The organism is Algoriphagus jejuensis (assembly GCF_039523455.1).
Classification (GTDB): domain Bacteria; phylum Bacteroidota; class Bacteroidia; order Cytophagales; family Cyclobacteriaceae; genus Algoriphagus; species Algoriphagus jejuensis.
In genome coordinates, this window is record NZ_BAAAFI010000002.1 from 906025 (window position 1) to 921218 (window position 15194).

The 15194-nt window shown below is 45.6% G+C and carries 16 protein-coding genes; 15 read left to right on the plus strand and 1 reads right to left on the minus strand.

Annotated features, from left to right (window positions below):
- Positions 1-16: 16 nt before the first annotated feature.
- From ABD031_RS04990 to ABD031_RS05035, 10 genes are all read left to right on the plus strand, one after another.
- Positions 17-331, plus strand: coding sequence for a DNA-directed RNA polymerase subunit omega (locus ABD031_RS04990; RefSeq protein ID WP_343849057.1), 315 nt, complete (start codon positions 17-19; stop codon positions 329-331).
- A 5-nt stretch (positions 332-336) separates the two neighbouring features.
- Positions 337-1545 (plus strand): bifunctional phosphopantothenoylcysteine decarboxylase/phosphopantothenate--cysteine ligase CoaBC, encoded by a 1209-nt coding sequence (gene coaBC / locus ABD031_RS04995; protein ID WP_343849059.1) that lies wholly within the window; start codon positions 337-339, stop codon positions 1543-1545.
- A gap of 28 nt (positions 1546-1573) precedes the next feature.
- A complete protein-coding gene (gene porD, locus ABD031_RS05000) occupies positions 1574-2476 on the plus strand; it encodes a type IX secretion system protein PorD (RefSeq protein WP_343849139.1) in 903 nt (300 codons plus the stop codon).
- Between the two features lie 39 nt (positions 2477-2515).
- Complete coding sequence (gene recN / locus ABD031_RS05005) at positions 2516-4168, plus strand: DNA repair protein RecN (protein WP_343849061.1); 1653 nt, start codon at positions 2516-2518, stop codon at positions 4166-4168.
- A gap of 63 nt (positions 4169-4231) precedes the next feature.
- Positions 4232-5047, plus strand: a complete 816-nt coding sequence (locus tag ABD031_RS05010; RefSeq protein ID WP_343849063.1) for an enoyl-ACP reductase FabI — start codon at positions 4232-4234, stop codon at positions 5045-5047.
- Positions 5048-5179: 132 nt separating this feature from the next.
- Positions 5180-6769 carry an amidohydrolase family protein gene (locus ABD031_RS05015; RefSeq protein ID WP_343849065.1) on the plus strand — a complete coding sequence of 530 codons (1590 nt, stop codon included), beginning with the start codon at positions 5180-5182 and terminating at the stop codon, positions 6767-6769.
- A 170-nt stretch (positions 6770-6939) separates the two neighbouring features.
- Complete coding sequence (locus tag ABD031_RS05020; protein WP_343849067.1) at positions 6940-7392, plus strand: MarR family winged helix-turn-helix transcriptional regulator; 453 nt, start codon at positions 6940-6942, stop codon at positions 7390-7392.
- Positions 7393-7472: 80 nt separating this feature from the next.
- Positions 7473-8027: a YceI family protein gene (locus ABD031_RS05025; RefSeq protein ID WP_343849069.1), complete on the plus strand. Its 555-nt coding sequence runs from the start codon at positions 7473-7475 to the stop codon at positions 8025-8027.
- A 56-nt stretch (positions 8028-8083) separates the two neighbouring features.
- The gene (locus ABD031_RS05030; RefSeq protein WP_343849071.1) at positions 8084-9034 is read left to right on the plus strand and encodes a ring-cleaving dioxygenase; all 951 of its coding nucleotides are present in this window, start codon (positions 8084-8086) and stop codon (positions 9032-9034) included.
- Positions 9027-9638 carry an alpha/beta hydrolase gene (locus tag ABD031_RS05035; protein WP_343849073.1) on the plus strand — a complete coding sequence of 204 codons (612 nt, stop codon included), beginning with the start codon at positions 9027-9029 and terminating at the stop codon, positions 9636-9638. Before ABD031_RS05030 ends, ABD031_RS05035 begins: the two co-directional genes overlap by 8 nt.
- A 141-nt stretch (positions 9639-9779) precedes the next feature.
- Here the strand turns inward: ABD031_RS05035 and ABD031_RS05040 are convergent, their stop codons facing one another.
- Positions 9780-11438, minus strand: a complete 1659-nt coding sequence (locus tag ABD031_RS05040) for a M61 family metallopeptidase (RefSeq protein ID WP_343849075.1) — start codon at positions 11436-11438, stop codon at positions 9780-9782.
- Positions 11439-11578: 140 nt separating this feature from the next.
- Between ABD031_RS05040 and rpmH the strand changes: the two genes are divergently transcribed.
- The 5 genes from rpmH to ABD031_RS05065 are packed head-to-tail and all read left to right on the plus strand — an operon-like array spanning position 11579 to position 15021.
- A complete protein-coding gene (gene rpmH, locus ABD031_RS05045) occupies positions 11579-11737 on the plus strand; it encodes a 50S ribosomal protein L34 (protein ID WP_343849077.1) in 159 nt (52 codons plus the stop codon).
- Between the two features lie 48 nt (positions 11738-11785).
- Complete coding sequence (gene rnpA, locus ABD031_RS05050; protein WP_343849079.1) at positions 11786-12166, plus strand: ribonuclease P protein component; 381 nt, start codon at positions 11786-11788, stop codon at positions 12164-12166.
- The gene (locus ABD031_RS05055) at positions 12163-13824 is read left to right on the plus strand and encodes a S41 family peptidase (protein WP_343849082.1); all 1662 of its coding nucleotides are present in this window, start codon (positions 12163-12165) and stop codon (positions 13822-13824) included. The genes rnpA and ABD031_RS05055 overlap by 4 nt, the downstream gene beginning before the upstream one ends.
- Position 13825: 1 nt before the next feature.
- Positions 13826-14515 carry a tRNA (adenosine(37)-N6)-threonylcarbamoyltransferase complex dimerization subunit type 1 TsaB gene (gene tsaB, locus ABD031_RS05060; RefSeq protein ID WP_343849084.1) on the plus strand — a complete coding sequence of 230 codons (690 nt, stop codon included), beginning with the start codon at positions 13826-13828 and terminating at the stop codon, positions 14513-14515.
- Positions 14512-15021 (plus strand): DUF2480 family protein, encoded by a 510-nt coding sequence (locus ABD031_RS05065; protein ID WP_343849086.1) that lies wholly within the window; start codon positions 14512-14514, stop codon positions 15019-15021. The genes tsaB and ABD031_RS05065 overlap by 4 nt, the downstream gene beginning before the upstream one ends.
- The last annotated feature ends 173 nt before the right edge of the window (positions 15022-15194 follow it).

Consider the following 15194-nt stretch of genomic DNA (forward strand, 5'->3'; position numbering starts at 1 on the left):
CAAAACCAAATATAGAATGGCTATCAATCCATCCATCATTACACGTGATCTCGACAAAGTTGCCGACAAAACCGGCAATATCTATGAATCCCTTCATATTGTAGGACAGCGTGCAAAGCAGATCTCTACCAATCTTAAGGAAGAATTGAACAACAAACTTTCTGAGTTTGCTTCTACGGTAGACAATTTGGAAGAAGTGTTTGAAAACAAGGAGCAGATCGAAATCTCCAAGTTTTACGAGCGCATGCCAAAGCCATCTACTATGGCGATGGAGGAATTTATGGAAGACAAAGTTTATTTCAGATTCCCTGAGCAGGAGGTAGCGGAATAATTTCGATGAACCTTCAAGGTAAACGGATTCTACTTGGAGTGACCGGCAGCATTGCTGCGTACAAGTCTGCCCAGTTGACTCGCTTACTCATTAAGTCTGGAGCTGAAGTGCAAATTATTATGAGCACTTCAGCTCTTGATTTTATTACCCCTTTGACTTTAGCCACGCTTTCCAAGCGTCCTGTTTTTTCCGATTTCTCCGACAAGAAAACGGGAGAGTGGAACAATCACGTGGAGCTGGGAATTTGGGCTGATCTTTTTATTGTAGCCCCATTGAGTGCCAATACCTTGGCGAAATTTGCAAACGGGCTCTGTGACAATCTCCTTTCTGCCACCTATCTGTCCGCGCGCTGTCCCGTGATGCTGGCGCCAGCCATGGATCTGGATATGTATCAGCATTCCGCTGTCCGTGCAAACCTCAACAAAGTCAAATCCTTTGGAAATATTCTCCTGGATGCTGAAAGCGGAGAGCTCGCCAGTGGGCTTTCTGGGCAAGGTCGAATGGTGGAGCCGGAGCATATTTTAGCACATGTTGAAAACTTTTTCACTCAGAACAACGACTTTTTAGACAAAAAAATAATGATAACGCTGGGTCCTACCCAAGAAGCAATTGACCCAGTGCGGTATATCAGCAATCAGTCGAGTGGAAAGATGGGGCTCGCTATTGCTAATGCATTTAAAGCAAGGGGAGCGGAGGTGTTTTTAGTTGCTGGACCAGTCACACTCCCGATCAATTCCGGAGATTTCCATTTAAAAAAAGTGAAATCCGCAGCTGAGATGTACCAATCCGCTCAAAAACTTCACGCGCAGATGGATTTTTGTGTCTTTGCGGCGGCAGTTGCCGACTATGCACCCGCCGAAGTAGCGACGGAGAAGCTTAAAAAGGACGATTCTCAGATGTCTATTGCGTTGAAGAAAAACGTGGACATTGCCCTAGAGCTGGGCAAAGCTAAAAGGCCAGGGCAAGTACACGTCGGTTTTGCATTGGAAACTGAGAAAGAAGAGTTTTATGCAAAAGGTAAACTGGACAAGAAAAACTTCGATTTGATCGTTTTGAATTCGGCAAAGGAAGCCGGTGCGGGCTTTCAGCATGATACCAATCGGGTGAAAATAATTCATCGGGATGGCAGGATGACCGATTCAGGTCTTGCGCTCAAGTCTGACATTGCCGAGCTGATTTTGGATGAAATCAAAAACGCTCCGGTTTGGATCTGAGCTTTGGAATTTTCTCTACTTTAGGCTTATGACAGGATTCAGGCTACTGGTTATACTCTTCATTTTTACCCAGGCTGTACAAGCTCAGGAGTTGAATTTCACGGTGACTATCAATAGCGATCGGTCCAGAATTCAGAATACAGACATTTTCGGCCAGATGAAGACCAGCTTCGAGCAGTTTCTCAATGGGCGGTCTTGGACAAATGACGAATTTCGACCCGAGGAACGCATAAAGGGAAATCTCTTGGTTACGATCAACGAGGTGCCCCAAGTCGGCGTGTACAACGCGACCGTGCAGATTCAGGTGGTGAGGCCCGTCTATGGGACCAATTATGAGTCGCTGATTTTCAACTATGCCGACAGAAACTGGACTTTCGAATACATCGAATCACAGCCACTGGAGTTTAACCGCTTTACGTTTTTAAATAACATCAGTTCTTTGTTAGCCTTTTATGCCCATATCGCTTTAGGGCTCGACTACGATTCGTTTGCCAGTCGGGGTGGCAATGAGTTTTTTGCGGTTGCGAACGATATCGTCAACAACGCCCAGCAATCCGGACGAGCTGGTTGGGTTCAAAGTCAGTCAGATAGAAGAAGCCGCTATTGGCTGATCAATGACATCTATGTTTCTACGATCTATTCCTCCATCAGAGATGCCTACTACCTTTATCACAGACAAGGAATGGATTTGGTACAGGTCGACCCTGAAAGGGCCTATCAAAATATTTTGGACGCGATTCGCCTGGTGGCTGAAGCCAACAAATTGCAGCCGAACGGCATATTCACCATATCTTTTGTAGATGCCAAGTCCGACGAGATCTCGGAGATTCTTAAGAGTGCACCCTTCGAAATCAGGGATGCTGCCGTCAAGTTGCTGCTGGAAGTTGATCCAAATAACGCCAGAAAGTACAACGAGCTGCTGAGAAGCTAAGCCCGATTTTTTTAGCTTTGCCTAAAGCTTATCCACTCTATGCTCAAATCCCTCAGCATCTCCAATTACGCACTGATTGATCAACTACACATGCAACCCAGCAAAGGCTTGAGTATGATTACAGGTGAGACAGGGGCGGGGAAGTCGATCATGTTGGGGGCGGTCGGCCTTCTGCTCGGCAATAGATCGGATACCAAGGCCTTGCTTCATGACGATAAGAAATGCGTCGTTGAGGGGATTTTTGAAATTGGCGAATACGGGCTCCGTGGTTTTTTTGAAAATGAAGAGCTCGACTACGAGGAGACCTGTATTATAAGGAGAGAAATTAGTCCGAATGGAAAGTCGCGGTCCTTTGTCAATGACACCCCTGTCTTGTTGGATTTTTTGAAAGTGCTTGGCGCAAAACTCATGGACGTCCATTCCCAGCATGATACGCTTCTGCTGGGTGAGGGGACTTTCCAATTGGCCTTGGTTGACGCTTATGCGCAGACTAACGCCGAGCTGTCGGAATATCGGGCCACTTATAAGGCATTCAAAAAAGCAAAGACCAAGTACGAGGAACTTAAGCTCAAAGCTTTTGAACTTCAAAAGGAGGCCGATTTCAATCAGTTCCAACTGGATGAGTTGAGCGCGCTGACGTTAGTCGCTAGCGAACAGGCGGACTTGGAGTCAACGCAGGAGGTACTTGAAAATGCCGAAGAAATCAAACTCAAGATTAATGAGATGCTGGCTTTGTTTCAGGACGAGCAGTTTGGAGTGACGCAGGGAATGGGGCAGATTCTTCACGGGATGCAAGGTTTGGAGCGGCTGGCGCACAAGTTTTCGGACTTGAAGGAGCGATTTCAAAGTGTCCACATAGAGCTCGAAGACCTCGTGGACTCGTTGTCGAATGAAGAATCCAAAGTCGAGATTGATTTCGAAAAGCTGGATCTGATCCGGGATAGACTTAGCAAAATCTATCAACTTCAGAAGAAGCACGGAGTGAACTCTGTGGAGGAATTGATGCGGATCGAAAGTGAATTGGCAGATAAGGTTTTCCAATTTCAAAATCTGGATGAAAGTCTCGTTCTGGCGGAGAAATCATTGAGTGATACAATGGAGACAATGGGCCGAGCGGGAGAGAAATTGACGTCAAAAAGGAAGTCTTGCTTTGGTTCGTTCGAGCGAGAACTTCAGGGTTTACTCGGCGGCCTGGGCATGGAAAATGCCAAGATCTTGATCGAACACAAGGTGATTTCACCTGCGGCTTCTGGTCTTGATGAAGTAGAATTGCTTTTCTCCGCAAACAAAGGCGGTACGCCACAGGCGCTGAAAAAGGTGGCTTCGGGCGGTGAATTTTCCCGGTTGCTTTTCGCAATCAAATATTTGATGGCGGATAAGATGGCGCTTCCGACCTTGATTTTTGACGAGATCGATACGGGGATTTCGGGTGAGGTAGCTTTGCAGATGGTGAGAATGATGAAGGAGATTGCCACCCGGCATCAGGTGATTTGCATTACGCACTTGCCTCAGGTGGCGGCCAAAGGCGAGCAACACTACTTTGTGTACAAGGACAATTCTTCAGAAAGGACTGTGAGTAAAATCAAGCTTTTGGCGGCGGATGAACGTGTGGCTGAGTTGGCCAAGATGATCGCCGGAGCCAATCCATCTGCATCGGCAGTAGAGAGTGCGAAAGAGCTCCTGCTTAATTGAGAGAAGGAGTGCCGAATTTTCCCTATTTTTACCCAGAATTTTTGAAATCAATCCAAAAGCTATATGCCAGAAAATTTGCTCAAAGGAAAAGTAGGAATCATCACAGGTGCACTGGATGAAAACTCAATTGCCTGGAAGACTGCTCTGAAAGTCAAAGAACAGGGTGGCCGATTCGTACTCACCAACGCCCCTATTGCCATGAGAATGGGCGCAATCAATGAGCTTGCGCAAGAATGTAATACGATCGTGGTGCCTGCCGACGCCACTTCGGTAGAAGATATTGAAAAACTATATGCGGAAGCCAAGGAGTTTTTGGGTGGAAATTTTGACTTCCTCCTGCATTCCATCGGGATGTCCCCAAATATTCGGAAGGGCAGACCCTACGGTGACTTGAACTACGAATGGGCGAGCAAATCCTACGACGTCTCTGCGGTTTCATTTCACAAGATGATGCAGGTGGCGGAGAAAAATGACTCGATGAACGAATGGGGATCTATCGTCGGACTTTCCTATATCGCAGCGCAACGAGTATTTCCATTCTACACAGACATGGCTGACGCCAAAGCTCTGCTGGAAAGTATCGCCAGAGGATATGGCTATCGCTATGGGAAACTCAAAAAAGTCCGCGTCAATACGATCTCCCAGTCACCTACCAAGACCACGGCGGGATCCGGAATCGGTGGGTTTGATTCGTTCTACAACTTTGCGGAAGCACTTTCCCCACTTGGAAATGCCTCTGCCGAAGCATGTGCCGATTACATCGTGACGATGTTCTCCGACCTGACTCGAATGGTAACCATGCAAAACCTCTTCCACGATGGAGGCTACTCCTACACCGGGATATCAGAAGAGATCATGGAGAAGTTTAAAGATTTATAAAATCGCTAGTTCTTAGTGCAGAAAGCCCGATTCGAAACAGTCGGGCTTTTTTAATATGCATCCGTTTGTCCGGTTTCCATTTTTTACTTCCCCTTTTTGTTCTATCTTTTTACCTAACCAAGCCACCATCCGATGTTTAGAAAAGTTTTACTTACAGCCTTAGCTGGATTTGCTTTGGCAGTCCAGGCAGTTTCTCAGATCACACCCGCACCAGCACGCACAGAAGGCGAAGGCCCTTATACCAAATTGATCATCAGAGGTGTCACGCTCATCGACGGAACCGGTGCGCCACCTGTTGGCCCTGTAGATATCGTGGTGGAGAAAAACCGGATTGTTCAGATTCAGAACGTCGGGTATCCCGGATTGCCGATCAATGAAAATCGACGTCCGAAAGCGGATGCGGATACCGAAGTATTGGACTTGGAAGGGCACTACCTGCTTCCTGGGTTTATAGATATGCATGGACATATCGGTGGATCCGGCCAGGGCACGCCAGCGGAATATGTGTTTAAACTTTGGATGGCGCACGGGATTACGACAGTTCGCGACCCTTCAGCGGGCAATGGCCTGGATTGGGTGTTGGATCAGAAGAAAAAGTCTTTGGCCAATGAAATCACGGCGCCTCGACTGTTGGCCTACACCTCTTTCGGTCAAAGAAGCGGTAGTCCAATAACCACCGCCGAGCAAGCAAAAGCTTGGGTCAATGAAAACAACGCCAAGGGTGCTGATGGGGTCAAGTTTTTTGGGGCCAATCCTGAAGTGATGGAAGCGGCCATTTCAGAAAACAAGAAAATTGGGCTTCGCTCAGCCATGCACCATCAGCAATTGGACGTGGCGCGCTGGAATGTCTTGAACTCCGCTCGCGCAGGTCTAACCTCTATGGAGCACTGGTACGGATTGCCTGAAGCACTTTTTGAAAATCGCACCATCCAGGATTTCAGATTGGATTACAATTATAGTAACGAACAACATCGCTTTGGGGAAGCAGGAAAGCTATGGAAGCAAGCGGCACCGCCTTTTTCGGATCATTGGAATAAGGTGATGGATGAGTTGATTGCCCTTGATTTTACCCTTGATCCTACCTTTAATATCTATGAAGCCAATCGCGATCTGATGCGAGCGAGAACTCAGGAATGGCATGCCGTTTATACGCTGCCCTCGCTTTGGCGATTTTATGCTCCAAGCCGGCAATCCCACGGTTCCTATTGGTTTGATTGGACTACTGAGGAAGAAGTTCAATGGAAAGAAAACTATTTGCTTTGGATGACCTTTGTGAATGAGTACAAAAATAGGGGAGGGCGTGTGACCGCCGGATCTGATTCAGGTTTTATCTATCAGTTGTATGGATTTGCCTATATCCGAGAACTGGAACTCCTGCGTGAAGCAGGATTTCATCCACTGGAGGTTATCCGGTCCGCAACTATGTATGCGTCGGAGGCCTTGGGGATGGAAAAGGAAATAGGCACCGTGGAAGTAGGGAAATTGGCTGATTTTGTGATCGTGGAAGAAAATCCACTTCAGAACCTTAAAGTCCTCTATGCCACCGGCTCAATCCGAATCGATGATACCAATACTCCAGTGAGAGTCGGCGGCGTGAAATATACCGTGAAAGACGGCATCGTATATGATTCCAAAAAGTTGCTGGAAGACGTCCGCAAGATGGTCGAGGAACAAAAAGCAAAGGAAGACTATCAAGTCACGCAGCCCGGCTTGGATTGGTAATCTCATCTAAGAGCATACTTACAAAGAGAATGAAGGGAGTCCTTTGTTCTCTTTTTTTGCTTAGAGTCGAAAGAATCGAGGTTTTTGAAAAATAAGTGAGATTTTACGGGGAGCAATGAAACCTTTTCTTACATTTGTATGTATATACATTAAATTCAATTGCAGATAAAATGGGAAAGATCGAAGACGCTATTCAGCAGAAGGAATTCAAGGATCAGTTTAACAAGGCAGTCGTGAATTTGATTTACACCCATAGCTATTTGGTGACTTCACAGAGTGCGTTGTTCAAGCCGCATGATCTTTCTCCTGAGCAATACAATGTCTTGAGAATATTGAGAGGTCAAAACGGCGTACCTACGACGGTTTCCTCTATTCAGGATCGCATGCTCAACAAAATGTCAAATGCTTCGCGCCTCGTAGAAAAACTGAAGTTGAAGGGGCTTGTCGAAAGGAATGAATGTCCGGCCGATCGGAGGCAGGTGGATATCTTGATCACAGAAAAAGGACTTGAATTGCTGAAGACGATAGAAAAGCAGGTGGAGGAAAGTAACGTGCAATATATCAATCTGACGAATGAGGAGGCGATTCAGCTTAATGATTTGTTGGACAAGCTGAGAGGGTAAAAAAATTTAGACAAATAAATGTTTATACATATAATGTTAACACAAATTAATTTTCAACAAACAAATAAATCAAACCAATTATGAGCACTACCAAATGGAGTATCGACCCAACTCACTCAGAAGTATCTTTCAAGGTAAAGCACCTGGTGATTTCTACTGTAACAGGTTTTTTCAAGGAATTTGAAGGAGCTGCAGAGTCTGAGCGTGAAGATTTTGAAGGAGCAACGGTGAGTTTTTCGGCGGATGTGAACAGCATCGATACCAATCAGAAAGATCGCGATGCGCACTTGAAATCAGCTGATTTCTTTGACGCAGAGAATTATCCTAAATTGTCTTTCTCTGGAAAGGTTGCCAAAGTAGGAGGCGAGCACAAGCTTGTCGGCGAACTGGAAATCCGAGGAAACAAAAAAGAGGTTGAACTTGATGTGGAATTTGGCGGAGTAGTGGCAGATCCTTGGGGACAGACCAAAGCGGGATTTGAGATCGAAGGAAAGATTTCCCGAAAAGAGTTTGGATTGACTTGGTCTGCAGTGACCGAAGCAGGAAGTGTGGTGGTCAGTGACCAGGTGAGACTTCACTTAAGTGTGCAGCTGGTCAAACAGCAAGTTGAAGTTTCCGAACAAGCTATAGCCTAACAAATGAAAGCTGCCTTCGGGCAGCTTTTTTTAACCCCAAAAAGAAAGGAACAACCATGAAACCATTAATCACCGGCATCCATCACATCACAGCGATAGCCGGAAATCCTCAACAGAACATTGATTTCTATACTGGAATCCTCGGTTTGAGGTTGGTGAAGAAGACCATCAACTTTGATGCTGCCGATGTCTATCACTTTTATTTCGGTGATGAGTTGGGCAGACCCGGTACGGTCTTTACGACATTTCCATTTACAGGTGCAAGGAAAGGTGCCAAAGGAACTGGAGAACTGACCTATACGGCATTTTCAGTCGGACAAAACTCGTTGGATTATTGGATCGAGCGGTTGAAAAAGTTTGGAGTTTCGGTGTCCGATGTCCAGACTAGATTTGGCGATCAGCTGATCCGATTTGAAGATCATGACAGCATGGGCATCGAACTGGTGGCTAATGACGCGGATGATCGGCCGGGTTGGACTTATGGTCATATTCCAGCGGAGCATTCGATCAGGGGCTTCTTTGGCGCTACTCTCAACCTTCAGTCGAAGGAATTGACTGAGCAGCTGTTAACCCGGCACATGGACTACAAAGTAATCGGTCAGGAAGGGGATAGATTTCGATATGGAACCAAAGGGAAGCCGGGAGATATTGTCGATATCGTTGTTAATCAAAACGGGCGCCGTGGCACACAGAGTGCGGGAACGGTACATCACATTGCGTTTCGCACAGCAAATGCCGCCTCACAGCTTGCCGTACAAAAAGTCTTGATGGATAACGGGTATGGAGTTACCGAAGTCAAAGATAGAAACTACTTTACCTCCATTTACTTTCGGGAACCCGGAGGCGTGTTATTCGAAGTAGCGACCGATGGACCCGGTTTTGCAATAGACGAGGATGAAGCGCACTTGGGTGAGCTGATCAAGCTGCCAGAATGGGCCGAGCCAAGTCGGGAAAGAATTGAGAAAAGCCTCACACCAGTAAAACTTGATTTCGAATCCTATGTCTGAGATCAAAAGAAAAGGGCTTCCCTTGACTGAAGCAAAAAAAGCAATTGTTCTGATTCATGGTCGTGGAGCTACCGCTGATAGTATTTTATCCCTTAGTTCTCACCTGAATTTGACCGACTATGCAATTTTGGCGCCCCAAGCGAACGGAAATTCCTGGTATCCGTTTGGCTTTATGGCTTCGGATAACGGGAATAAAGTTTCCTTGGAGCAGTCCCTGAAAATGCTCGAAGAGACGCGGTCAGAAATCCTGAAAGCCGGAATTCCAAATGAGCGGATATATCTGCTGGGATTTTCGCAGGGAGCCTGTCTCAGCTTGGAGTTTGCTGCGCAGAATGCCAGGAAGTTTGGAGGAGTGGTAGCATTTACCGGAGGATTGATTGGGGAAAAGCTCGATGCAGAAAAGTATACAGGAGATTTTTCCGGCACACCGATTTTCATCGGTAGCAGTTCGCGTGATTTTCACGTCCCTGCTAAAAGAATAAATGAATCGGCTGAGCTGCTTCGCAAAATGGGAGCAGAGGTCACAGTCAAATTATATGAAGATTCGGATCACACGATTCGGACAGACGAGATAGACTGGATAAACCATAGAATGTTTATCTGATGATAATGTGATTCTTAATGGCCAGATGGAATCTCGACGGAATCGGATTTTAACTCATTATGTTGCCAAATGGGCCATGCGCGATTTCTTGTAAGGTCTATTTAGTTTAAAAAATCCCCGGCAGGTTGTCGGGGTATTTTTTTATCCTTTCCATTTTTCCAAAAGTGTACTTGAGTTCTTTGAAGCCAGCCGGTAGTTCGGGAAGAAGTCGCTATTTTCTATATCGAGCGTCAACTCTAATACTCTTCCGTTTCGCTCGATGTGAAGCGGTAAACACTCGGAAACGCCACTTTTTTCCACCGGCCAATCTACAATCCGGTCATTTTTCATCAGCGTAGAAAATGCCTTGGAGTCAGGATGAAGCTGCATGATCAGTCCATCGGCGTTGGTTCGGATTCCAAGTTGGTGCACAAGCCAGTCTTCTCCAAAAGTTGTTTCTAGCGCGATTTCCATTTCTGCGAGCAAAGATTTGAGTTTTGGAAAAAGATCCTGATAGCCGTGGACGAAATTGGCAAAGAATGCTCGAATTTCTGTTTGATCGGAAAACTGCTCAAAAACTACATTTTCGAAATCCTCGAGGTCATAGCCCTTGAAAGGCTTTCCGAAATCCGTCCACATTTTCTGCATGACCCGAGCCAGAGCGCTTCCATTTTTCAGCAGAAGAACATCAATGGAAAGAGCAAGTAAGGCGCCTCGCGAGTAGATGTTGACTTTTCTGTCGGGGATTCCTGGCACGTAGCCATCCAGCCAAAGATCAAAAGATGACTCCTGAATCGTGTAATTTTTCCAGCCAAAGCTGGACGCTTCTCGGTTTACAATTTTCTCTAAATGCCTCAGATAGGTCGGTAAATCATAGACTCCAGACTTCAACAAATACAAATCTCCCATGTACGTAGTGACTCCTTCGAGGATCAGACCGCATCCGGTGTAGGTTTCCTTCGAAAAATTATAGGGCAAAAGTTCCTTTGGGCGAATCCGACAGACATTCCAGGTGTGATAGAGTTCGTGACAGCTCACCCCAAGGAGCTCTTCTATTTGGTCGGGTTCTCGGAGCATCTCCGATGGGCCAAAAGTAATGACCGTTCCTCGTCGATGCTCCACGCCATGATAATGTGGGTAGGGAAGGAGTTGAAAAATGAAATGGTATTCCGATTCAGGAAATTCCCCAAAGTCCTGAATCAGTTTCCTCGAAAACCCTTTGAATCGATCCAAAAGCAGGTCTTTGTCAAAATACACTTCACCGTGAATCCAAATATGAAAGGCGGTTTCATTTTCCCGATATTCCCAATGGATCAGATCTTTAGCTGCTAAAATCGTCGAATCAGCCAGCGTTTGGAAGTTTTCGGCTTTCCAAATCGAAGAAGAAACGGGAATCAGTGTGCTGACTTGTGCTGGGAAATTGGGCAGATCCAGCATCACCTCAATCTCTTCCTCACTCCGGTCCAAGACTTCAAAACAGCAATTGACCAAATTGACATAGACCTGTTCGTCGTCTACCCAAGCACTACCAGCATCCATCTTTCCTGCCCAATATTCATACTCGATTTGAATTGTTTGGCTCGTGTTGGAAAGGATCTTCCAGCGGTCTTTTGTCATCTTTTGAAAAGGGATTTCTCTTTTTTTCTCATCGAAAACCCTAAATCCTCGAATATTTTGAGCGAAGTTTGCCAGCTGATAACGGCCTGCTCTCCAGGCGGGAAGCTGGATTGAAATTGGCTTTTCTCCCGAATTAAAGAGATTTAGTCGGATTTGGATGAGTTGGGAGGCTGGGTTTTGACAAGAAAAGTGGTAATAGATCATGGGTTTTCTCACTGAGTTTCAAAACAAATGTAGAAGCCCGATTTGTATTTAAAAAAATGGTACATATCTTTGCAATCCTTTTTGGGGTCAATGCCAAAGAGAAAAGTCAAAGGAGCATAATTAGATAACGATATTCGATCATGAAAAGAACATTCCAGCCTTCTAATAGAAAGAGAAAAAACAAGCATGGCTTCAGAGAAAGAATGTCCACTGCGAACGGAAGAAGAGTCTTGAGAGCAAGAAGAGCCAAAGGAAGACACAAGTTGACTGTTTCTTCTGAAAAGACAGTTAAGAAATAATTCTTTGCGCTGCTTTTCGTATGTTCACATACGAGTTTAGTCCCTGCGATGAATTATCGACTTCCCAAAACTGAGCGGCTACATGCCGAAAAAGTAATCAAGGAACTTTTTAACGAAGGTTCCTCTTTTTTTTTGTACCCCTTCAAAGTCATTTTTTTAAGAAAAACTGACCTTTCTGGCCAAGCTAACCAGGTGCTTTTTTCCGTATCAAAAAAGAAAATCAGAAGGGCTAACGGTAGAAACTTCATCAAGAGAAGACTCAAAGAGGCGTATCGCCTTAATAAACATATATTGCCGCCCGATGGAATTATCCTCGGCGTTATATTTGTTGGTAAGCCAGATATGTCTTTTGCCGAGATCCAACCCAAGGTGATTCAGGCGCTAAGCAAGCTCAACCAGGAATTACTTCAAAATCCTATTTCCTCATGATCCAAAAATTGAAAAAACCAGTTGTTTTCATCCCATTGATTCTGGTGCTTTTTTCAGGTGTTTTTGCCTTTCAGCAGAAAAACGACAAACTGTTCGCCCTGGCTAAGAACATTGACATATTTGCTACACTGGTCAGAGAGCTTGACTCCTATTATGTTGATGAGATCGACCCGGATCAACTGGTGACGATCGGGATCAATGCCATGCTGGAGGAATTGGACCCCTATACTGAGTATATACCTGAAGAGGAATCGGATGACTTCCGGATGCTGACCACCGGAGAATATGCGGGCGTCGGAGCATTGATTGGCAATCGGGGCGAAGGAAACATGGTCTTGATGCCCTACACAGGTTTTCCTGCCCAGACCGCTGGGTTGAAGATTGCTGATTACTTACTCAAGATCGATTCAGTGGATGTCGTTGGGAAGTCGACCTCAGAAGTTTCTGAACTATTGAAAGGTCCAGCAAATACGCCATTGAAAGTGAGGGTGCTCCGGGATAAGGACACCTTGGATTTTGCTTTGGTACGGAAAAAAATCTCGCTTAAGAATGTGCCTTTCTATGGCAAGCTCGATGAAAAGACGGGCTATATCAAGCTAGGAGATTTCACAACCAATGCATCGGCTGAAGTCAGAAACGCTTTGGTGAGTCTTAAGTCTCAGGGAGCAGAACGGTTGATTTTGGATCTCAGAGACAATCCGGGAGGGCTGGTAAGCGAGGCGGTGGAGATCGTCAACCTGTTTATTCCCAAAGGGAAAGATGTGGTCAAGACCCTCGGTAAGCTGCAGAATGTGAATTATAACTACAAGACCACCAAGACGCCGGTGGACAAAGATATTCCGATGGTCGTACTGATCAATGAGCGCAGCGCTTCAGCAGCGGAGATCGTGGCTGGTGCTTTGCAGGATTATGATCGGGCAGTGTTGTTGGGGAGAAAATCCTTCGGAAAAGGCTTGGTGCAAACCACCATTCCATTGACCTACAATGCGCAGGTGAAGGTCACGACAGCTAAATACTACATTCCTAGCGGTCGTTGCATTCAGGCGATCGACTATGCGCAAACGAGAGAAAATGGAGAAATTACCTCTGTTCCTGATTCGCTGAGAAAAGCATTTAAAACGGCTAACGGACGAAGAGTTTTGGATGGTGCCGGAATCGAACCCGATGATCTGGTGGAAGAAGTTTCTTATGCGCCGATTTCCTACACGCTGGTAACAGGGAACCACATCTTTGATTTTGCTACGCGATACTTCTATAAACATAAGTCGATCTCGAACCCAAAGACTTTTACGGTCACTGATCAGGATTATGAAGAGTTCAAGAAGTTTCTTGAAGGAAAAGAATACGACTACACTACTTATATAGAGAAGTCGGTGGAGGATTTGGAGAAATATGCTGAAAAGGAAGATTACTTCGATGAAATAAAGGCCCAACTGGATGCCATTAAAGCCAAAGTGAATCATAGTAAAGAGCAGGATCTTGAAAATCACAAAGACGAAGTGAAAAAAATCCTGAGTGAGGAGATCGTGTCAAGGTACTATTTCCAGGAAGGAATGATAGAGGCCGGACTTGATGAGGATCCGGCGGTCGATTTGGCGAAAAGCTACCTGTCCGACCCTGCTAAGATTAGTAAAACCCTCACCGCAACAGTAAAATGAGATGGTGAGTATCCTGTCCATTGAGACGTCTACTGCCAGTTGCTCGGTCGCTGTTCATTTGGATGGGGAATTGGTCGCTCTTTCCGAACTCGCCGAGCGCGGCGCTCATGCCGAGCGCTTAATGTTGTTGGTTGAAGAAGTGGTGGAGAAGGCAGAAGTTGGGTTCCGGGACTTGGATGCTATTGCCGTTTCCGAAGGTCCTGGTTCATATACAGGCTTGCGGATTGGAGTTTCGACTGCAAAAGGCCTTGCGTTTGGGCTGAATAAGCCATTGATCGGAGTAAATACCTTGCAGGCTCTGGCGAGTGCCGTTGAGTTGAAAAAGGGAGAATTACTTATTCCGGTTTTGGATGCTCGACGGATGGAAGTGTTCCGGGAGGTTTTTGACTGGCAGCTGAACTCTGTTGCCAAACTTGATGCTGAGGTACTTGCAGAGATTTCTTTTGAGAACTTTCTCAAAGATCATCGGGTTTACTTTTTGGGCGACGCAGTTGATAAAGTCGAGTCAGTCGTTAAACATGCCAACGCAACGTTTGTTTACGGGTTGACGTTTTCCGCCCGATATATGGGAAAGATAGCCTTTGGAAAGTATCAGAAACGTCGATTTGAAGACTTGGCCTATTTCGTTCCCAATTACTTAAAGGAGTTTAAAGCTTTGCATTCCAAAAAGAATCCGCTGTTGAGTTTATGAGTGAGCTAGTGAATCGAGTTGCCGCAAGTCCGATCCTTTCGATCAACATGGAAGAGTTTTATCCTCAGGAGGAAAGAGTGTTGTTTGATTTAAAGCCTTTCCTTTTTCAGGAGTTGATCTTAAGAGAAAAGGAATTCCGCCAAGCCTTAAAAGAGTTGGATTGGGAAATCTATGCTGATAAGTGGATAGCGGTGACCTGTACCGCTGATGCGATTGTGCCGACTTGGGCCTTTATGTTGGTATGCACCTACTTGGAGGGGAAAGGTTTAGGCTATGTAGTAGGTAGCCTTGAAAACTTGGAGCAACACATTGCTGAGACAACTTTAGCTAAAATTGACCTGACTGAATTCGAGAATCGACCGGTGGTAGTCAAAGGATGTTCTAAATTCCCGATACCTCTTTTTGCCTATGGACGGTTGATCTCTTTGCTGCAAAGCAGGACTAGGAGTCTGATGTTTGGAGAACCTTGCAGTACGGTTCCTCTTTATAAAAGACCGAAAGTATGATTCAGGAGGAAGGCTAAGAATCAGAAAAAGCCTATACAAAGGTCTCTGGAAATTGAAATTCCAGAGACCTTTTTCATTTGTAAACTTTTCCCTGATCATTTTCAGGGAGTTAGGAAAAAGGGTGATAATTTTTGGAGTTGGGTATTGTTGGGGAGAAAAAAAGGGGGATANGT